Raw genomic sequence first — 19,710 nt, 5'->3', positions numbered from 1 at the left:
ATGGCCGAATGGGTTAACGCCAGGATCAAACAGGTGAACGACTTTACCGACAGTTTGTACAGTCTCATCGTTACCGCCCCCATCGACCCGTTTACCGCTGGCCAGTTTGCCAAACTGGCGCTGGAGATTGACGGAGAACGCGTACAGCGAGCTTACTCCTTCGTCAATGCCCCGAGCGATGACAATCTGGAGTTCTATCTGGTCACCGTACCGGAAGGCAAACTCAGCCCACGCCTGCATGCCCTGAAGCCAGGCGACGAAGTGATGATCACCAAAGAAGCGGCCGGATTTTTTGTGGTGGATGAAGTGCCTGACTGCAAAACGCTGTGGATGCTGGCAACCGGCACGGCAATTGGACCTTACCTGTCAATTCTACAGGAAGGCAAAGGTCTGGATCGTTTTGAAAACATCGTGCTGGTCCATGCTGCTCGCTTTGCGCAGGACCTGAGCTACCTGCCGCTGATGCAGCAGCTGCAGCAGCGTTACAACGGCAAGTTACGGATCCAGACCGTTGTCAGCCGAGAAGAGATAACCGGTTCTCTTACCGGGCGCGTGCCGGCTCTGATTGAGAATGGCGAGCTGGAAGCCGCCGTGGGCCTGCCAATGACCGCAGAAGAGAGCCACGTCATGCTGTGTGGCAATCCTCAGATGGTCAGAGACACCCAACAGCTGTTGAAAGACACCCGCGAGATGCGCAAACACCTGAAGCGTAAGCCTGGTCATATGACCGCCGAGCATTACTGGTAATCAGGTGCTCTGCGGCGTAAGTAATTCACCGGGCTGGCCGCTTTACCGAAGCGGTTTTCGCCCGGCGTGCCGCTAAATGTCCCGAGTTCCAGCGTCATGGTCACCAGGATCAACGTCGGAATAAAACAGTCCAGCGCCCACTGCCAGCTTGCTGGCAACATTTCCCAGTCACGAGCCAGTAACACCCAGGCGAGGATCGGTAACAGCGCCCAATAGCCGGTTTTGTTGCGATCGTGCAGACGCTTTACCACCACCGAGCTGGTTGGCCATAACAGGAAAACTACGCAGAATGCTGCGGTTTGTGTGGAAATAAACCCCCGGTCAGCCAGCCAGAACAGCACCACCATCAGTGCCAGCCAGAGTGTCAGCCAGACCCACAGATCCCGGCGCCCTATTCGGCCTCGCCAGGAAAAACACCACGCTTGTAAGGTCATTTTTATCCCCCAGAACAGCGTCAGGCTTTGACTTTGCCGGTCATTGTCCGTTCTAATCTTGAGCTGAATGTATTGGTTAGGGCTGACGGTATGAATAAAGCATTTTTTTTGGGCATCATGGTACTGCTGACGCTGTCGACAGCCAGAGCAGACGACGCCCCTGCTGCGCAGGATCGCACTGAACATCTGCCTGCGGCTCCCTATCTTCAGGCTGGATCGCCCACCTTTGATATGACTATCGGCCAGTTCCGCGAAAAGTATAATGCTATCAACCCAACGTTACAGATTGCTGAATATCGCGCCATCGATAACCGTGGGGATAAAAGTAATTTGACTCGCGCCGCCAGCAAGATCAATGAAAATCTGTACGCTTCTACCGCGCTTGAGCAAGGAACCGGTAAGATCAAAACGTTACAGATAACCTGGCTCCCGGTTCCCGGCCCGGATCAAAAAGAAGCTCAGGATGAGGCGCGGGCTTATATGGCCGCCATGGAGCGTTTTTTCGAGCCAACGCTCAACGAAGAACAAAGCCTGAAACGGCTGGATGATGTGCTAAACAAAGGGAAAGGCTCGCGCTATTACACCCAGGATGAAGGCGCAGTGCGTTACATCGTGGCGGACAATGGTGACAAAGGTCTGACCTTCGCCATTGAGCCGATTAAACTCGCCCTGGCCACCAACTGACCGTCCGCAAAGATGACAAAAAGCAAAGCCTTTCGGGTTTTTGATCTCTATACTGTCTGGCAGACAACGCTGCCAAGGCAGGGTAATTTAACAGCATCGCGCTAAGCGTGGAGGATATAATGCGACATCCGTTAGTAATGGGTAACTGGAAACTGAACGGCAGCAAGCATATGGTCAACGAACTGATTGCAGGCCTGCGCAAAGAGCTGAGCAATGTTGACGGCTGCGGCGTAGCCATTGCCCCTCCGGTGATGTATCTGGATCTGGCGAAACACGCTATTTCTGGCAGCCATATCGCCCTTGGCGCGCAGAATGTAGGTGTGAACCTGTCTGGTGCGTTCACAGGTGAAATTTCTGCAGACATGCTGAAAGATGTTGGCGCGCAGTACATCATTATCGGCCACTCTGAACGTCGTACTTACCACAAAGAGAGCGATGAATTCGTTGCTGAGCAGTTTGCTGTGCTGAAAGCTGCAGGCCTGATCCCTGTGCTGTGCATCGGTGAAACCGAAGCAGAAAACGAAGCGGGCAAAACGGAAGAAGTCTGTGCACGTCAGATCGACGCGGTACTGAACACCCAGGGCGCTGACGCGTTCAACGGCGTAGTCATTGCTTACGAGCCAGTTTGGGCTATCGGTACTGGCAAATCAGCAACGCCTGCTCAGGCACAAGCGGTTCACAAATTCATCCGTGGCCATATTGCCAAAAAAGACGAAGCAGTGGCCGCTCAGGTTATCATTCAGTACGGCGGTTCTGTTAACGACAAGAACGCAGCTGAACTGTTTGCGCAGCCAGACATCGACGGTGCGCTGGTTGGCGGCGCGTCACTGAAAGCAGATGCTTTCGCGGTGATCGTTAAAGCAGCTGCAGCAGCGAAAAACGCCTGATGCTCTGCCTCCTGCGCTGGTAACAGCGCAGGAATCTTCCCCCTTCAGCCACACTGCTCTACCAGCATTTTTAACCTCAGCGCACTGCCTTCAAATCCCCCTTTCGGCATATTGGTCACGCTAAGAACCAGCCCATAACGACATCTTTCGGCAGTCTGATACCACACGGAAAGCGCTGTCGGTGCCATGCCGTAGGCAAGCGCCTCACGCGCTATCACGCTGTCCCTGGTTCCTGCCGGTAATTCAATGACCACACCCAGCGCCGCGCGAGTCACCTTCGGGAAATGCGGCTGCAAAGCCTGCAACATATTTTCCAGCCGTTCGGCATAGAGCCGCTTCATGCGCCGTAAATGCCGCAAAAAATGCCCTTCCCGCAAGAACTCGGCCACTGCGTTATGCAGCACAAAAGAAGAGGCCGGAGACAGCAAGGCCGTCACGTCACCAAAGCGGGTAGCCAGTCTTTCCGGCACCACCAGATAGCCTAAACGCAGTGAGGGGCTGAGGTTCTTGCTGAAGGTGCCAATATGCAGCACCCGCTCAGTATCCAGTGAAGCCATCGCTGGAGCGGCTCTGCCAGCAAGTTGCAGTTCTCCAAGATAATCATCCTCGATGATCAGGCCCTCTGATTGCTGCGCCCACTTGATCAATTCAGCCCGGCGGGCCAGAGAAAGCGTCATGCCAAGCGGTGCCTGCTGTCCCGGCGTAACCAGCGCTATACGGGCCTCTGGAGCCCGTTTTTTGCCTTCCTCTACAACGATCCCTTCTCCGTCGACAGGAATGCCAACAGGCGTCAACCCGGCCATCTCCAACGCCTTACGTGCCAGCAGGTAACCGGGATCTTCCATCCAGACTTGCTGCTCCCGCAGACCCAACGTCAGGCAGATCAAACCCAATGCACCGGCATAGCCGTTGGTCATTATTATTTGCGAAGCCTGACAGCGAATCCCACGAGTCATCGCCAGATAGCTTACCAGCTGTTCACGCAGCATCACGCTGCCTCGGGGATCGGGATAACTGATCGGCCTTGAAGCCATTTCGCGGGCATGGCGGGTCAGAATGCGTGACCAGACTTTAGCCGGGAAAGCATCATCAGCCGGAACGCCCATCTGGAAGGTCAGCGGGGGCGAATCGAAATCGTGGATAATGTCGAACAGCGGGGACATCACCTTTTGCCTGGTGCCCGCTTTCGCCGTTGCAGGCAGCTGAGCAGAGACAAACGTGCCTGCCGCGCCTTTAGCCACCAGCAGCTGTCTGTCTACCAACATATCGTAGGCATGGCGCACGGTTCCTCTTGCCACGCCGAGCTGGGCAGCGAGATCCCGGCAGGAAGCCACGCGCGCTCCAGCGATCAGTCGCCCTTCACAGATAGCCGCCGTGATCTCATCCCGAATCTGCTCGCTTAGCGTTACTGAGCCTCTTCTGGAGAGCGCAATCTGCACCTCCGCCAACGCAGATGGGCCCCTGTTTTTGTCAATTCCTGGCACTTTTACTGTCCCATCGAAGAAGAGAGAATCATTGTCAGCGCTGGGCTGAAAAGACCCCACACCTGCAAATAACCGTTAAAGGATAAGAGAATGAGCGAACGTATTGATTACATCCAGGTTGCCCCTGCTGGCATGAAAGCCCTTGGCGGCGTGTACAACTATGTTGCGCAATGCGGCCTGCCACAGGATCTGATCGAGCTGGTCTTCCTGCGTGTGTCGGAAATTAATGGCTGCGCATACTGTATTGATATGCATACTAAAGCATTGCACAAAGAAGGCCTGCCGTGGGACAAAATTGTGCTCACTCAGGTCTGGCGTGAAGCGGGCGACTGGTTCTCAACACGTGAGAAAGCGGCGCTGGCTTGGGCCGAATCACTGACGTTAATTTCACAAACTCACGCGCCAGATTCAGTCTTCGCCGACGTTGAAGCCGCGTTCAGTGAAAAAGAGATCAGCGACATGACCATCGCCATTGGACTGATGAATGCCTATAACCGATTGGCGATCAGCCACCGCAAGTTACCTGACAGCGCACCACGCGGTTAAAATCACAGCAGGCTGAACCCTTTTTTCTGTCCCTGGATCATCGCCACCAGCGCTTTTAAACCGGCTGGCACATGGCGATGGCCAGGATAATAGAGCCGCAGGCCCGCAAAAGGCGCCGACCACTCATCCAGCACAGAGATTAGGTTCCCAAGGCGTAAATCCTCAGCCACCTGAAACTCAGAAATAAACGCCAGCCCAATCCCCGCAAGCGCCGCTTCCCGCAGCGTCCGCATATCAGTAAAAATAGCTCTTGAGGGAACGGCCACCTCGATCGCCTCTCCCTGCTTTGTCAGCTCCCAGCGATAAATGCCACCGTGCGACATCCGCATTCCTAAGCCAACATGTTGCTGCAACTCATCAGGAGAGGAAGGCTTACCACAGCGGGTAAAATAGTCCGGTGAACCGACAATACGCATACGCAGATCGCCAGTTAGCGCTACGGCTATCATGTCTTGCGGAACAGACTCGGCGAGGCGGACGCCAGCATCAAACCCTTCGGCAACGATATCTACCAGTCGCGCTTCGCTGACAATTTCCAGCTTCATCTGCGGGTACTGCTGTAAATACGATTTCAAAATGGCGTTGAAGAACAAACTCGCCACTTCTACCGGTACATTCAGCCGCAACGTGCCCGCCGGTTCATTGGCATGGCTGCCAATTTCTTCCGAGGCCTGACGGATCTCATTCAATGCCGGACCGATTCTGTCCAGATAACGAACGCCGGCCTCGGTTAGCGCCACGCTCCTCGTTGTCCGGTTAAAAAGTCGAGTTTCCAACCGCGCTTCAAGCCCGGCAACGGCACTGCTCACCGCAGTAGCCGACATTCCCAGTTCGCGGGAAGCCGCGCGGAAACTGCCTCGTCGTGCCACAGCCATCACCACTTCAAGCTCAATCAGACCAGAACGATGCATAAATTATCCTGATTATCGGTACACCCATTACAGGATACACCAGCTTATCAGCACGATGTTCGACTCTTATACTCATTCCAGCCTTTCACTGGAGAAAAAGTATGCAACGCATCAGTCAGATTTATATCAATGGAGAATTCGTCACCCCTCATGGCGAAGAGTGGTTCGATCTTCATAATCCAGCCACTGAAGAGATTATTGGCCAGGTACGCCTTGCCGATGTGGTCGATACCCAACGGGCGATTGCCGCCGCCAAAGCCGCATTCCCTGCCGTTGCAAACACCCGTAAAGCCGAACGGCTGGAATGGCTTAAACGCCTGCAGCAAGCGGTAATGGCAAGAGAAGCAGACCTGCTTGAAGCCATTATCATGGAATATGGCGCCCCGGCCGCGCGCTCCGGTTGGATGGCCGCCTATCCTGCTGTGGTGATTGGTCAGGCGATGGAGGCGCTGGAAGCCTACTCCTTTGAGCAGCAGACTGGACGGGCAAATGTGCTTATGACGCCGGTGGGTGTTGCCGGGTTGATTACCCCCTGGAACAGCAACGCTGGATTCATCTGCGGAAAGCTGGCGGCGGCACTGGCAGCAGGTTGTACAGCGGTAATCAAACCAAGCGAGATGAGCGCCCTACAAACGCAGATTGTCACTGAAGCCCTGCACGCAGCCGGTTTGCCTCCTGGCGTATTCAATATTGTTACCGGCAGAGGTGAGGTGGTAGGGGGAGAGATCAGCCGCCATCCGGATATCGCCAAAATCTCCTTTACTGGCTCAACCGCCGTAGGAAAAGCCATTTTGCGCAATGGCGCGGAGACATTAAAGCGTATCACGCTCGAACTGGGCGGCAAATCGCCAACCCTTTTCCTGGATGACGCCTTGATTGACGAAGCGGTTCCACTCGCCATACAGGCCGGGTTTATGAACAGCGGACAGGCTTGTATCGCGGGGACCCGAATTTTTATCCCTGCCTCACGTAAAGATGAGTTTGAGCAGGCGTTGGCTGAAGCTGTTAATCAAACGGTGTCTGGCGATCCCCGCTCAGCCACTACCGACATTGGACCCATGGTCAGCCAGAAACAGTGGGATCGCGTGCAACATTACATCAACCTTGGCAGCAAAGAAGGTGCACGACTGTTGGCTGGCGGATTAGGCCGCCCGGAAGGAATCGATTGTGGCTGGAATATCCGTCCTACGCTGTTCACCGATGTCACCAATACCATGACGCTGGCGCGTGAAGAAATTTTTGGCCCGGTGTTAAGCGTGATCACCTATAGCGATGAAGCTGAAGCTATTAAGCTGGCGAATGAGACGGACTATGGACTTAGTGCTTTAGTGCTTGGCGCGGATGTTGAAAGAGCCGAACGCGTTGCCAGACAAATCGAATCCGGACGTGTATTGGTTAACACGCTGTTTCATGAACCCAAAGCGCCCTTTGGCGGCTTCAAACACTCCGGACTGGGTCGCGAAATGGGTCGTTGGGGGCTGGAAGCCTTTCTTGAACCTAAGTCACTGATTATCAATTAGCTCTCCGCCTCTCCCTTCCTCTGACCGCGCCACCCTCACGGCGCGGTATCAATGTTACTAATTTCGTTTGATTTTTCATTCTCATTTTTAATCTTTAAACAATTTTTTAATTTACTGGTAACAATGGTATATTTCTATCGCTTTGATCATTTTCAATACATTCGTTTTAATGTGTGAATTTGCTTAAAAATTACCCTGGAAAAACGAGACAGCAAAACGAGCTCCTCAGAAGCCGAAACTGTTTCACCTGCTTACCATGTTGATGATTCAACAGACGGAGAAGTCGCCTCATGCGAAATTTAGCAGTACGCCTGGCTGGCTGGTTCAACGCAATAAGTTTGGCAAAATCGGTAACGGCTGAAGAAGAGAAAAATGACGTCGATGTGTTATTGATCGGCGGCGGTATCATGAGCGCCACGCTCGGCACCTATTTACAGGAGCTTGAGCCCACGTGGCGTATTGGCATGGTTGAACGTCTGGACAGCATCGCTGAAGAGAGTTCAAACGGCTGGAATAATGCAGGTACGGGCCACTCCGCGCTGGCAGAGATGAACTACACCCCAGAAAAAAGTGACGGCTCGATAGAGATCAAAAAAGCCGTGGAAATCAACGAATCCTTCCAGATTTCCCGCCAGTTCTGGGCCTATCAGGTACAGAAAGGCAACCTGCATACCCCACGCAGCTTCATTAATAGCGTGCCGCACATGAGCTTTGTCTGGGGCGACGACAATGTCGAGTTCCTGAAAAAACGCTTTGCAGCCTTACAGAAGAGCACGCTTTTCCGTGGCATGGAATATTCAGAAGACCCGGAACAAGTCAGGGACTGGGTTCCGCTGATGATGGAAGGCCGCGAAGTCACAGACCGCGTCGCTGCAACCCGTATCATGAGCGGTACCGACGTGAACTTCGGCGAAATTACCCAGCAACTGGTGGAGTCGCTGCAGAAAAGCGCACAGTTCTCGCTCAAAACCAGTCATGACGTTCGCGATATCAAACGTAATGAAGATGCCAGCTGGAGCGTTACCGTCGCAGACCTGAAAAATAACGGTCAGGAAAAAACGCTGCGCGCGAAATATGTCTTTATTGGGGCTGGCGGGGCTGGCCTGACGCTGTTACAAAAATCGGGCATACCAGAAGTGAAAGACTATGCTGGCTTCCCGGTAGGCGGCGAGTTCCTGGTGGCCGAAAACCCAGAAGTGGTGAAACGTCATCTGGCGAAAGTCTATGGCAAAGCTTCTGTAGGCGCGCCACCGATGTCGGTTCCGCATCTTGATACTCGGATGCTGGACGGCAAACAGACGCTGCTGTTTGGTCCTTTCGCCACCTTCTCAACCAAGTTCCTGAAGCAGGGTTCGCTGTTTGATATGTTTGGCTCACTGACATCTTCCAACATTAAGCCGATGCTGCACGTTGGCCTGAGCAACTTCGATCTGGTGAAATATCTGGTCGGCCAGGTGATGCTGACCGATGACGATCGCCTGAAGGCGCTTCAGGAGTACTTCCCTGAAGCCAGAAAGGAAGACTGGCGTCTGGTGAAAGCCGGCCAGCGCGTGCAAATTATCAAGAAAGATGCTGAGAAAGGTGGCGTGCTGAAACTCGGTACCGAAGTGGTTACCTCTCAGGATGGCACTATTTCCGCCCTGCTGGGTGCCTCTCCGGGCGCATCAACCGCGGCACCAATCATGATCGACCTGATGGCCAAAGTCTTTGAAGACCGGTTCTCCTCAAGCGAGTGGCAGGCGAAGCTGAAAACAATGATCCCTTCGTATGGCAGGAAGCTGAACGGCAACGTGGCCGCTACCGAGAAAGAGCTGGCTGACACCAGTCGCATTTTGCAGTTGGATTACACCCCAACCTCAGCAGCGAATGATGAAGCAGAAGAAGCCAATGCAGCGGTGATCGGTAAGTAATTACGGCTCACGTCAGGCAAAAATGGGCGGCTGAAAGGCCGCCTTTTTTTTCAGGGGTGAATCACTTCAATCACCATCCACAACGTTGTCGCCATCAGCGATAACGCCATCACCGTATTGAATAAACGCAGTTTCCACGGCACCTGCAGATGTTTCCCCAGCCGATCTCCCATTGCCGCCCAAATCAGAATGCAGGGCAGATTCAACGCCATAAACCCAATCATCACCGCGAGGATACCGCTGCTGGCGGTGTACATCAGCGCGACGTTGGTCGCCATCAGCCAGGCTTTGGGATTGATCGCCTGGAACATCGCCCCACCCAGCAGCGTCATCGGCTGAGCTTTCTCGCGTAATTCTGGCGCACCGCTGCGGAAAATCTTCCACGACAGCCAGAGCAGATAAGCCGCACCCAGCAGCGTTAATGGCAGGCGAATGGCACTCATCCACACCAGCAAGACCTCCAGCAGTAACCCCGCTATCGCCGTCTGGATCGCGCAACCAATCATAATCCCCAACAGCATCGGCAGCGTTCTGCGCATGCCAAAATTGACGCCGGACGTCGCCAGCATCAGGTTGTTCGGCCCAGGCGTAATCGACATTACGGTGACATAACTGAAAAAAGAGGGATCAAGCATGGTCAGTTTCCTGCTGGTGAATGAGAACACCATGGTAGAGCGGACAGGCAAATGGTAACAGATTCAGAAATGCACTATTGTAATGAGTACAATGTCGAAATGACTTTCACTGTACCCATGACCAAGGCAGGCGACTGTGTCCATTGTCGAATCCCAGGAAAGCACCCTTTATCATCAGCTGGCGGAATCGCTGGCAGAAGCCATTCATAACGGCACTTTCCTGCCTGGCAGCCGCCTGCCCGCGATACGTCGCTGTGCCAGTAATCATCAAGTCAGTATCAATACTGTGCTGACTGCCTATCGGATCCTTGAAGATCGTGGCCTGATAGAAGCACGTCCTCAGTCAGGTTATTACGTCCGGGGAATGTTGCCTTCGGTGAAAACCAGTGGCGACCGTCGGGCTAAAGTCCGCTCCCCAAGCAGTGAGAAACTGGATCTGATTGAAGCAGTTTTCGCTGCGCAAAATCATCCGGACTACACCAACATCTCATTAGCCTGCCCGCAGAATAGCGATTTTTTTCCCACGGCAAAAATCAGCCGCATCATGGCTTCGCTGTTACGCCGGGAACCGGATTTGATTGGCCGCTATGCTTTACCCCCCGGCAGCGAACGCTTACGCCGGGAAATTGCTAAACGCTCGATGAACCTGGGGATGACGCTGGCCACCGAAGACATCACGTTAACCCACGGTTGTATGGAAGCGTTGCAGCTGGCGCTGAGAACGGTCACCAAACCTGGTGATTGTGTAGGCGTCGAAACACCAACCTATTTTTACCTCTTCCCGCTACTGGCGAGCCTTGGGTTAAAAGTGCTGGAAATCCCTACCGACCCGCAACACGGGATGTCGCTTGATGCGCTGGAATTGCTGCTGCAGGAAAAGCGCCTGCAGGCGATTGTAGCCATGCCCAATGTGCAGAATCCCCTGGGCTGCACCATGAAGCTGGCCGACAAAAAACGGCTGGCAAAGCTGGTTAACCGTTACCAGGTCCCGCTACTTGAAGACGGTTTGTACGGCGAACTGCAGTTTTGCTGGCCACTCGCGCCTTCAGTGAAAGCCTTTGATACGCAGGGTTGGGTGCTGTACTGCGCCAGCTTTACCAAAACGGTGGCACCGGACTTCCACATTGGCTGGATTGCGGCAGGACGCTTCAGCGCGCAGCTGGCGAGACTAAAATCCGTCTCATCGCTGGCTGAATCACGCTTGTTATCAGAAACGCTGGGCCATTTTCTGGAATCAGGGGGATACGATCATCATCTGCGCACTATGCGCCGCCGCTACGCTGGGCAGCTGGATGAGGCCAGAGGCATTATCGCCCGCCATTTTCCTCAGGGTACTCAGGCAACGCTGCCCAGCGGTGGCTTCGTGTTCTGGGTAGAGCTGCCCGCGAAAGTGGATACCGTCGACCTGTTTCATCGGTTGCTACAGGAGAAGATTTGCCTGACGCCCGGTGCGCTTTATACCTTAAGCGATCGCGGAAACAGCGCGCTTCGGCTCTCCTGCTGTTATCCCTTTGATGAACGCTATACCTGGGCACTGAAGCGAACCGGCGCGCTGGCCTGTGAACTTAGCGGGCTTGAAGCGGGCATCGGCTGAGATCAGGGTGTGCCGTTGCGGCCATAGGTCGCGTAGCCTTTGCGCTGAGTCAGACGCTCATAATAAGCACGAACTGCCGGTAAGTCAGGATGGTCAAGCGGAGTTTCATACCAGCGGTTGACGGAAAGTCCTACGGGAACGTCAGCCAGCGAGAACTCTTTGCCCGCGACATAAGCGCCCGTCCGTTCCAGCTGGGCATTAAGAATACCCATGGTATGCGACCAGCCTTTACTGGCTGCGGCCAGCAAACGGGGATCCTGATGCGCAGGAGAGTGACGAACCAGCGACATAAAAGCATAGCGCCAGGAGGTGTTCAGCTCGGTTGCCTGCCAGTCAATCCACTGATCGACCGGCGCACGAGCGCGAGGATCTTCGGGATACAGCCAGCCGCCGCCATAGGCATTCGCCAGATAACGGATGATGGCGTTGGATTCCCAAAGGATGAAATCGCCTTCCTGAATAACCGGTATCAGGGCGTTGGGATTGAGGTTTTTGAACGCAGCATCCTGGGGGGATTTAAATCCTTCGCCCCAGTCTTCCCGGCGGAAGGCAATGTCCAGCTCTTCACAAACCCAAAGCACTTTGCGAACGTTGATTGATGAGGCTCGTCCCAGTATTTTCAGCATAGTTCCGTCACTTTTTTGTGCAGGGTTAGGCTATTAATACCCATATTCGATGAAGCTGACAATGGCTAACCCCTTGTTGCCTCAAGATTGTGATTACTGCCGGCTTCAACAGGTCATTTTCCGGCTACTCTTGCAACATGCCCACCAGAAGGACTTTAGTGATGACACAGTTACGTGCATTTAAACAGGTTGATGTCTTTACCTCCTCCCCACTCAATGGTAATCCGCTGGCGGTCATTATCGATGCCAGCGGCCTGAGCGATGAGCAGATGAAGGCCATTGCCAGCTGGACCAATCTGTCAGAAACCACCTTTGTTCTCCCGCCAACGGATCCGGCAGCAGACTATCGGGTACGGATTTTCACCCCAGATTTGGAACTGCCGTTCGCCGGTCATCCGACCCTTGGAACAGCCCATGCATTGATTGAATCTGGCGTGCCGTTGAACACTCACGGAAAGATAGTGCAGGAGTGCGGGATTGGCCTGGTCACTATTAAGATTGCCGCCGATGGCGCGCTGGCGTTCGCCGCGCCGGAAGCCACGTTGACAGAGTTCAGCGATGCGCCGTTGAGCAGCGCCCTGAACAGTGATGCGCTGGAAACTAAACTGCCGGTCATGGTGGCAGATATGGGGATACGCTGGCTGCTGGTGCCGATGCAATCCGCTGAGGCCGTTCTGGCTATCAAACCCAATATCGTGGAGTTTGAGCGGCTGTTGCGTAAGGCCCAGGTGAATGGCGTGATGCCGTTCGGGCCGCTGGACGGGATGCCCGAGCAATATGAAGTGCGAGGGTTGCTGGTCGAGAATGGCTCCTTCACCGAGGATCCGGTAACAGGCAGTGCTAACGCCTGCCTGGCACGCTATCTGCAGGCGCAGGGCGTAGAGCTGGACTATCGGGTACGTCAGGGAACCGCAATGAAACGCGCTGGCAGGCTAAGCGTTACCTACGCAACAGATGGCGTGTGGATTGGCGGACAAACCGTGACGGTTATCGACGGGACGCTCAAGGTCTGATCACTCTAACTGAGCGCCGCTTTCTGTGTGTGAATGCAGAGAGCGGCGCCAGAGGCTTATATAAACATGCCGCCCGAAGCCTCAATACGCTGACCGTTGATCCAACCGCTTTCGTCACTGAGGATCTGCGCTACAGCGTTGCCGATATCATCAGGTAAACCTACCCGTCCCAACGCCGTTTGCGAGGCAACAAAAGCATTCACTTCCGGATTATCCCGCACCATCCCACCGCTGAAATCTGTGGCTATCGCGCCTGGTGCCAGGATGTTCACCGCAATTCCCCGTTTGCCCAGCTCTTTGGCCTGATACCGGGTCAACACTTCCATCGCCCCTTTTACCGAAGCATAAGCACTGGACCCTGGCAGGCTGAAACGGGCAAGTCCGCTGGAAATATTGAGGATGCGTCCGCCGTCCACCAGCAGCGGCAACAGCTTCTGCGTGAGGAAAAATGGCCCTTTGAAATGGACATTTACCATCTCATCAAACTGCTCTTCCGTGGTTTCGTCAAAACTGGCGTGAAGTCCCGTCCCGGCGTTGTTTAATAAATAATCAAAACGCTCTCTTTGCCAGATCGTTTTTAGCTGGTTCTGCACTTCAGTGGCAAAGGCCGCGAAGCTTTTACTGTTACCCACATCCAGCTGAAGCGCCACGGCACGGGCTCCCAGCGCTTCAATGCGCTGTACAACTTGATCGGCTTCCGGCTGCTTACTGCGGTAGGTCAAAATGATGTCTACGCCTCTTGCGGCCAGTTTCAGGGCGGAATTCTCACCTAAACCCCTGCTTCCACCGGTAATCACTGCGATTTTAGAATGCATTTTCTTCTCCAGTCTGTTTCTGTGGACAAAAAACAGGATATTACCTTCGTTCTGATCTATAAATGTCCTGAATGACGCTTCACTGTTTCATTCTGGATAACAACAGGCGCAAAAATGGATAAAATTCACGCAATGCAGGTATTCGTCAGGGTAGCGGAGTTGCAGAGTTTTACCCGGGCTGCAGATAGCCTGGGTTTACCTAAAGGCAGCCTCTCTCGTCAGCTTCAGGCGTTGGAAAACAGCATGGGTACGCGCTTACTGCACCGCACCACCCGACGAGTGCAACTGACTCAGGATGGGCTGGTGTATTACGAGCGCTGCCGGGATGTCTTAGCCACGCTTGAAGAGATGGACTCGTTATTCCAGCACGATCCCGCCACGCTCAGCGGCCGGTTACGGGTAGATATGTCGGTAAGCCTTGCCTGTAATTTCATCCTGCCTTTGCTGCCACAATTTTTGCAGCAGTATCCGGGTATCGAGCTGGAGCTGAGCAGCAGTGACCGGCGGGTAGATGTGATACGTGAAGGCTTTGACTGCGTGATCCGTGGGGGCACGCTGGGTGACTCGGGGCTGATCGCTCGTCCGTTGGGGAAGATGACCCAGATAAACTGCGCCAGTCCTGACTATCTGGCCCGGTTCGGCACTCCGCAGACGCTTGACGATCTTGGCCAACACGCGATGGTGCATTACAGCCAACAGCTGGGCGTTCATCCACAGGGATTTGAGTACTGGGACGGCAAAACCACTCGCTTTATCCAGACGGGTGGATCGATCACCGTTAACAACACGGTGACTTACCAGGCCGCCTGTCTGGCTGGGTTAGGCATTATTCAGGCACCGCTGGCCGGGATGAAGGAGGCACTGGCGAACAAAACGTTGGTCGAAGTGCTTCCCCATTTTCGGGCTGAGCCGATGCCCATTTCGCTGATTTATCCCCATCGCCGTAACCTCGCCCGACGGGTGCATGTGTTTATGGAATGGATCACTCAGACGATGAAAAATTACGTTGCCTGACTGCGAGACTATAATTTCAGGCAGCTACATTCATTTGAAGGACACGAAGAAGGTGACATGAAGGAAAACCACTCCGCTGAAACGCAGCAAGAAGAAAAACCGCTGATCAATATCAAGACTGGCAATCACACCGTGGATAAATCCATTACCCGGGTATCGCGGCTGGTTAGCTGGTTCCAGGCCATCCCCGCCGTGGCGCATTTCCTGCGTGCCGGTGAACGCTTTAACGATCGCCTGGGCAGCCAGTTTGGCGCGGCCATCACCTATTTCTCCTTTCTGTCGCTGATCCCCATTCTGATGGTGTCTTTTGCCGCTGTCGGTTTTGTGCTGGCTTCAAACCAGGACCTGTTGACCCAATTGATCAATAAGATCGTGGACAACATCAGCGATCCTACGCTGGCCTCAACGCTGAAAAATACCGTTAACACGGCGATTCAACAGCGAACCACTGTCGGGCTGACCGGTTTGTTCCTTGCACTCTATTCTGGCATCAGCTGGATGGGGAACCTTCGCGAGGCTATCCGCGCTCAGTCGCGCGATGTGTGGGAAAGAAACAAGCAGGATAAAGAGAAAATCTGGTTGAGGTATTCGCGCGACTTTATTTCTCTGACCGGGCTGGTGTTGGCGCTGATCATCACCCTTTCACTCACCTCAATTGCTGGAGCGGCGCAGGACCTCATTGTTCGCTCGCTAGGTCTGGAAGGAATCGAGTGGCTGAAACCGGCGATGACGCTCATCGCTCTGTCGATTTCGATTCTGGCTAACTACCTGCTGTTCCTGTGGATTTTCTGGATCCTTCCACGGCATAAACCGCGTAAGAAAGCCTTATTCCGCGGGACATTGCTGGCGGCTATCGGTTTTGAAGTCATCAAATTCATCATGACATTGACCTTACCTAAGCTGGCGTCTTCCCCTTCCGGGGCTGCGTTTGGTTCGGTCCTTGGCTTAATGGCCTTTTTCTACTTCTTTGCGCGCCTGACGCTGTTCTGCGCCGCCTGGATTGCTACGGCGAAGTACAAAGACGATAAACCCATCGAGCCAGCGACTGACAAAGCCTGACGCTTCTTCTTAAGGGCAGCCTGTGTTGCCCTTAAGATTTCAGAATGCTGCAGCTGTGATCCTGTAGCTCCTCGGCAGACCCACGGTTTAGCATCAGCAGATTGCGCTTGATCACCATCATCACGCGACGGCCATCCGGCAGCGCAGCAACGGCAATGCCGTATTTGTACATCTCTTCCCGTGCACCGGGCAACTCCTTAGCGATACGCAGGAAAGGACTCATTTTTTTGATCTCATCCCGCGTCACTGCCCGCACCTGATAAGTATGGCCAGACAACTGTTCAGATTGCCACAGGCTGGTGAGTTTCGGGCTCAGGCTGTCCAGCTGTTGGCGAATATCCCGGCGTAGACAGGAGATATGAATATGCAGCTGATTCTGTGTTCTTCCGCGCTCTGAATTAATGCTCAAAGCGACTGCGCTGTCATCAATAGGTGCGCCGCGTTTCTCTTCCATGAAATGACGTGAGCGCCAGGCTTCAGCAAAGAAATTAGGTGTGGCAGGATTGAGTAACACCGGACTTTCAATACCGGTTATTTTTTCCACCGGCATTAATAAAAACTGCAGAGGACCCACGCGGTCTTTCATGACAACATAACCATTGCGTAAGTCGACCTGACGACAGGGCGTAGGATCGTTATTCTGATTTTGGTTAGGCACACATTTTTGACTGACAATTTTCCATAGCGCGTCCGAATTGTTCTTATAATTCAACGCTATCGAGGCACAGCCCGCCGTCAAAATTACCCCAGCTACACCCACTAAAATCAGGATCCGCTTTCGCCCCTGCATCATTGAAACCTCTGCTCATAATCTGCTCGTAATGTAAACGAATTACGGATAAAGATCATGTCAAATAATCAATCGCGGTGACCATTTTTCTGGGCGGAAATAAATCGACTTAAGTCTGTGTCTGGAAAGGGTAAGGAAGGCGTAAATAAGCGATTAAGGGCGGGGATAAGGCAAATCAGGCGGTGAAGGGTTTCACCGCCTGGTAAGAATTAATCGGGTTTCATGATCTGATCGTAAGTGCCACCATCGGCAAAGTGCGTTTTCTGGGCCTGAGTCCAGCCGCCAAACTTATTATCAATGGTAAACAGTTTCACCGGCGCGAAGGTGCTGGCAAACTTCTTAGCCACTTCAGGATCACGCGGGCGATAATAGTTTTCCGCGGCGATAGTCTGGCCTACTGGTGAATACAGGTATTTCAGATACTCATCTGCCACTTTGCGGCTTTCACGCTCATCAACCACTTTATCCACTACCGAAACGGTAGGTTCCGCCAGAATTGATTCACTCGGCGTCACGATTTCGAATTTGTCTTTACCCAGCTTATTTACCGCCAGATAGGCTTCATTTTCCCAGGCAATCAACACATCACCCAGTCCACGTTCTACGAAGGTATTGGTCGCAGCACGAGCGCCTGAATCCTGCACCTCAACGTTTTTATACAGGGCTTTCACATAAGCCTGAGCTTTAGCCTGATCGCCATGGTTCTGATCCAGAGCCCAACCCCATGCCGCCAGATAGTTCCAGCGAGCACCGCCTGACGTTTTAGGATTCGGGCTGATGACCGAAACGCCTGGTTTGGTTAAATCACCCCAGTCGTGGATCTGCTTTGGGTTCCCTTTGCGGACAAGGAAAACGATGGTAGAGGTGTAAGGAGCAGAGTTGTCTGGCAGACGTTTAATCCAGTTTTTGTCGATACGGCCGCGTTGAGCAATAGCATCCACATCGGATTCTAACGCCAGCGTAACTACATCAGCACGAATACCATTGATGACCGAAGTGGCTTGCTTACCGGAGCCCCCATGCGACTGACGGACCACAACATTGTCGCCAGTTTCCTGTTTGTAATGCGCGCTGAACGCTTTGTTGTATTGTTCGTACAACTCACGAGTTGGATCGTAAGAGACATTCAGCAGCTGGACATCTTTCGCCAGGACGCTGGTTGAAGCCAGTAACAGGGTAAACCCCACACTCCACTTATTCATCACACTCTCTCCCAAAGGTTTTTTGCTGTAAGAGAGCCTGACACAAACCTATCCATGATTTAAAGAATTAAAAAAAAGCTTTAATAACCTAATGGAATATAGACCGGCAGTAAAAAGGCGCTGTGCTTCAGCGCCTTGTTTTCTCTTAATAAAGCTTTTTGGCGGTATCCAGCCAGTCACCTTTGAAAGGACGCTTCATATTTTCAATCGCATCAATGATGTCGTGGTGCACCATCTTCTCATTCTGAATCCCCACACAACGGCCGCCGTAACCCTGCAGCAGCAACTCAATAGAGTAGGCGCCCATACGGGAAGCGAGGATACGGTCGTAAGCTACCGGCGCTCCGCCGCGCTGGATATGTCCCAGCACCGTTGAGCGGGTTTCGCGCTTGGTTTCTGTTTCGATGTATTTCGCCAGCTCATCGATATCGCAGATGTGCTCGGTAATCGCCACGATAGCGTGCTTTTTCCCTTTCGCTATGCCGGCTTTGATCTCTTCTACCAGCTCTTCGCGGGTATAAGGTATTTCTGGCAGCACGATAAATTCACACCCGCCAGCGATAGCTGCGGCCAGCGTCAGATCGCCACAGTAACGTCCCATGACTTCAACGATTGAAATACGTTGGTGAGAAGAGGAGGTATCACGCAGGCGGTCAATGGCTTCAACTACCGTTTCCAGCGCAGTGAAGTAGCCAATGGTGTAATCCGTTCCGGCTACGTCATTATCAATCGTGCCCGGCAGACCAATACAAGGGAAGCCCATCTCAGTAAGACGTTTGGCTCCCATATAAGAACCATCACCGCCAATCACGACCAGCGCATCAATGCCGCGCTTTTTCATGTTCTCAATGGCAACGGTGCGAACGGCATCTTCACGGAACTCAGGGAAACGCGCAGAGCCCAGGAAGGTGCCGCCACGGTTAATCATGTCAGACACGCTGTAACGGTCCAGATTGGCCATGCGATCTTCATACAGACCAAGGTAACCATCATAAACGCCACACACTTCCAGGCCTTCACTCAGGGCGGCACGGACCACGCCTCTGATGGCTGCGTTCATTCCCGGCGCATCGCCGCCACTTGTCAGTACACCGATTTTTTTAATCATGACAACCTCTGAACTTGTTGATGCAAAATTAGAATTCTGAGCGCCGTGGAAGGTCGGCGCATAAGGCGAGCTTACCCACTAATGATGGCAATAGTATATCAAAGCCAGGCAGCTGAATTGATTCAGGTCAGTCATCATTTAGCTATTTTTTTTGCGCCGCGTCACGTTTTTCACATTCATTACGCTAACCCGTTTATTTCCCAAAGAATTATAGATCAAGTCCCCGCGCCCGTTCAGCCGGAACCACCGAGCAGGGATCCTGATGAATGATCACATCCGAACCAGGAAACCGACTTAACAGAGCCTGTTCAACGTCTTCCGCCATTTTATGCGCCTGAACAAGGGGTAAATTATCGTCCATCTCCAGGTGCAACTGGATAAAACGGGTTGGGCCAGACTGGCGGGTGCGGATATCATGCGCCCCCTGAACGCCTGGCCAGCTTGAGGCGATATCGATGATCGCCTGACGATCTTCATCAGGTAAAGCCCGGTCCAGCAGCGCCTGTACGGCTTCATATCCCATCCGCAATGCGCTGTATAAAATCCACACGCCAATCCCTAACGCAAAAAGCGCATCGGCACGTTTAAAGCCATACCAGCTAAGCCCCAACGCCAGCAGAATCGCCCCGTTCATAATCACATCGGACTGGTAATGAAGCATATCGGCACGGATAGCCACGCTGCGAGTACGCTTGACCACCCACCGCTGGAACGCCACCAACACCAGGGTA

20 protein-coding genes are annotated in these 19,710 nt (G+C 53.3%); 10 read left to right on the top strand and 10 right to left on the bottom strand.

Annotation, left to right across the window (positions count from 1 at the left end):
• Window positions 1-747, top strand: coding sequence for a ferredoxin--NADP(+) reductase (gene fpr, locus WCC56_RS14115; protein ID WP_424692989.1), 747 nt, complete (start codon window positions 1-3; stop codon window positions 745-747).
• On the opposite strand, the gene WCC56_RS14110 is transcribed toward fpr, so the two are convergent.
• Window positions 738-1,181, bottom strand: coding sequence for a DUF805 domain-containing protein (locus WCC56_RS14110; RefSeq protein WP_424692988.1), 444 nt, complete (start codon window positions 1,179-1,181; stop codon window positions 738-740). The two genes, fpr and WCC56_RS14110, sit on opposite strands and share 10 nt — an antisense overlap.
• A 90-nt stretch (window positions 1,182-1,271) precedes the next feature.
• Between WCC56_RS14110 and WCC56_RS14105 the strand changes: the two genes are divergently transcribed.
• Window positions 1,272-1,865, top strand: a complete 594-nt coding sequence (locus WCC56_RS14105; protein WP_424692987.1) for a DUF1454 family protein — start codon at window positions 1,272-1,274, stop codon at window positions 1,863-1,865.
• Window positions 1,866-1,984: 119 nt separating this feature from the next.
• Complete coding sequence (tpiA, locus tag WCC56_RS14100; protein ID WP_424692986.1) at window positions 1,985-2,752, top strand: triose-phosphate isomerase; 768 nt, start codon at window positions 1,985-1,987, stop codon at window positions 2,750-2,752.
• A 44-nt stretch (window positions 2,753-2,796) separates the two neighbouring features.
• Here the strand turns inward: tpiA and WCC56_RS14095 are convergent, their stop codons facing one another.
• Window positions 2,797-4,236 carry a PLP-dependent aminotransferase family protein gene (locus WCC56_RS14095; protein ID WP_424692985.1) on the bottom strand — a complete coding sequence of 480 codons (1,440 nt, stop codon included), beginning with the start codon at window positions 4,234-4,236 and terminating at the stop codon, window positions 2,797-2,799.
• Window positions 4,237-4,326: 90 nt separating this feature from the next.
• On the opposite strand from WCC56_RS14095, the gene WCC56_RS14090 reads away from it, so the two are divergent.
• Complete coding sequence (locus tag WCC56_RS14090; RefSeq protein WP_424692984.1) at window positions 4,327-4,782, top strand: carboxymuconolactone decarboxylase family protein; 456 nt, start codon at window positions 4,327-4,329, stop codon at window positions 4,780-4,782.
• 2 nt (window positions 4,783-4,784) lie between these two features.
• Here the strand turns inward: WCC56_RS14090 and WCC56_RS14085 are convergent, their stop codons facing one another.
• Complete coding sequence (locus WCC56_RS14085) at window positions 4,785-5,693, bottom strand: LysR substrate-binding domain-containing protein (RefSeq protein ID WP_424692983.1); 909 nt, start codon at window positions 5,691-5,693, stop codon at window positions 4,785-4,787.
• A 101-nt stretch (window positions 5,694-5,794) separates the two neighbouring features.
• Here WCC56_RS14085 and WCC56_RS14080 point away from each other — a divergent pair, with 101 nt between their 5' ends.
• Window positions 5,795-7,213: an aldehyde dehydrogenase family protein gene (locus tag WCC56_RS14080; protein WP_424692982.1), complete on the top strand. Its 1,419-nt coding sequence runs from the start codon at window positions 5,795-5,797 to the stop codon at window positions 7,211-7,213.
• 290 nt (window positions 7,214-7,503) lie between these two features.
• On the top strand, window positions 7,504-9,123 hold the full coding sequence (mqo, locus tag WCC56_RS14075; RefSeq protein WP_424692981.1) for a malate dehydrogenase (quinone): 1,620 nt from the start codon (window positions 7,504-7,506) through the stop codon (window positions 9,121-9,123).
• A 50-nt stretch (window positions 9,124-9,173) separates the two neighbouring features.
• Here mqo and WCC56_RS14070 read toward each other — a convergent pair whose 3' ends face one another.
• A complete protein-coding gene (locus WCC56_RS14070) occupies window positions 9,174-9,758 on the bottom strand; it encodes a LysE family translocator (RefSeq protein ID WP_424692980.1) in 585 nt (194 codons plus the stop codon).
• A gap of 136 nt (window positions 9,759-9,894) precedes the next feature.
• Here WCC56_RS14070 and WCC56_RS14065 point away from each other — a divergent pair, with 136 nt between their 5' ends.
• The gene (locus WCC56_RS14065; protein WP_424692979.1) at window positions 9,895-11,352 is read left to right on the top strand and encodes a PLP-dependent aminotransferase family protein; all 1,458 of its coding nucleotides are present in this window, start codon (window positions 9,895-9,897) and stop codon (window positions 11,350-11,352) included.
• A 2-nt stretch (window positions 11,353-11,354) separates the two neighbouring features.
• Here WCC56_RS14065 and WCC56_RS14060 read toward each other — a convergent pair whose 3' ends face one another.
• On the bottom strand, window positions 11,355-11,978 hold the full coding sequence (locus WCC56_RS14060; protein ID WP_424692978.1) for a glutathione S-transferase family protein: 624 nt from the start codon (window positions 11,976-11,978) through the stop codon (window positions 11,355-11,357).
• 161 nt (window positions 11,979-12,139) lie between these two features.
• Between WCC56_RS14060 and WCC56_RS14055 the strand changes: the two genes are divergently transcribed.
• Window positions 12,140-12,991 carry a PhzF family phenazine biosynthesis protein gene (locus WCC56_RS14055; protein WP_424692977.1) on the top strand — a complete coding sequence of 284 codons (852 nt, stop codon included), beginning with the start codon at window positions 12,140-12,142 and terminating at the stop codon, window positions 12,989-12,991.
• 56 nt (window positions 12,992-13,047) lie between these two features.
• Here the strand turns inward: WCC56_RS14055 and WCC56_RS14050 are convergent, their stop codons facing one another.
• Entirely contained in the window at window positions 13,048-13,806 is a 759-nt protein-coding gene (locus WCC56_RS14050; protein WP_424692976.1) for an SDR family NAD(P)-dependent oxidoreductase, read from the bottom strand.
• A gap of 114 nt (window positions 13,807-13,920) precedes the next feature.
• Between WCC56_RS14050 and WCC56_RS14045 the strand changes: the two genes are divergently transcribed.
• Together WCC56_RS14045 and yhjD are read left to right on the top strand one after the other, a co-directional pair.
• Window positions 13,921-14,820 carry a LysR substrate-binding domain-containing protein gene (locus tag WCC56_RS14045; RefSeq protein ID WP_424692975.1) on the top strand — a complete coding sequence of 300 codons (900 nt, stop codon included), beginning with the start codon at window positions 13,921-13,923 and terminating at the stop codon, window positions 14,818-14,820.
• A 57-nt stretch (window positions 14,821-14,877) separates the two neighbouring features.
• Complete coding sequence (yhjD, locus tag WCC56_RS14040) at window positions 14,878-15,879, top strand: inner membrane protein YhjD (RefSeq protein WP_424692974.1); 1,002 nt, start codon at window positions 14,878-14,880, stop codon at window positions 15,877-15,879.
• A gap of 31 nt (window positions 15,880-15,910) precedes the next feature.
• On the opposite strand, the gene WCC56_RS14035 is transcribed toward yhjD, so the two are convergent.
• From WCC56_RS14035 to WCC56_RS14020, 4 genes are all read right to left on the bottom strand, one after another.
• Complete coding sequence (locus WCC56_RS14035; protein ID WP_424693002.1) at window positions 15,911-16,669, bottom strand: CDP-diacylglycerol diphosphatase; 759 nt, start codon at window positions 16,667-16,669, stop codon at window positions 15,911-15,913.
• Window positions 16,670-16,878: 209 nt separating this feature from the next.
• Window positions 16,879-17,871 (bottom strand): sulfate ABC transporter substrate-binding protein, encoded by a 993-nt coding sequence (locus WCC56_RS14030; RefSeq protein WP_424692973.1) that lies wholly within the window; start codon window positions 17,869-17,871, stop codon window positions 16,879-16,881.
• 145 nt (window positions 17,872-18,016) lie between these two features.
• Window positions 18,017-18,979 (bottom strand): 6-phosphofructokinase, encoded by a 963-nt coding sequence (gene pfkA / locus WCC56_RS14025; RefSeq protein ID WP_424692972.1) that lies wholly within the window; start codon window positions 18,977-18,979, stop codon window positions 18,017-18,019.
• A 208-nt stretch (window positions 18,980-19,187) separates the two neighbouring features.
• On the bottom strand, window positions 19,188-19,710 hold a 523-nt coding region (locus WCC56_RS14020), incomplete at its 5' end, for a cation diffusion facilitator family transporter (protein ID WP_424692971.1).

Origin of the sequence: Erwinia sp. (genome assembly GCF_049696395.1) — a bacterium.
Lineage (GTDB): Bacteria > Pseudomonadota > Gammaproteobacteria > Enterobacterales > Enterobacteriaceae > Erwinia.
This window is presented reverse-complemented; position numbering and strand designations above follow the sequence as displayed.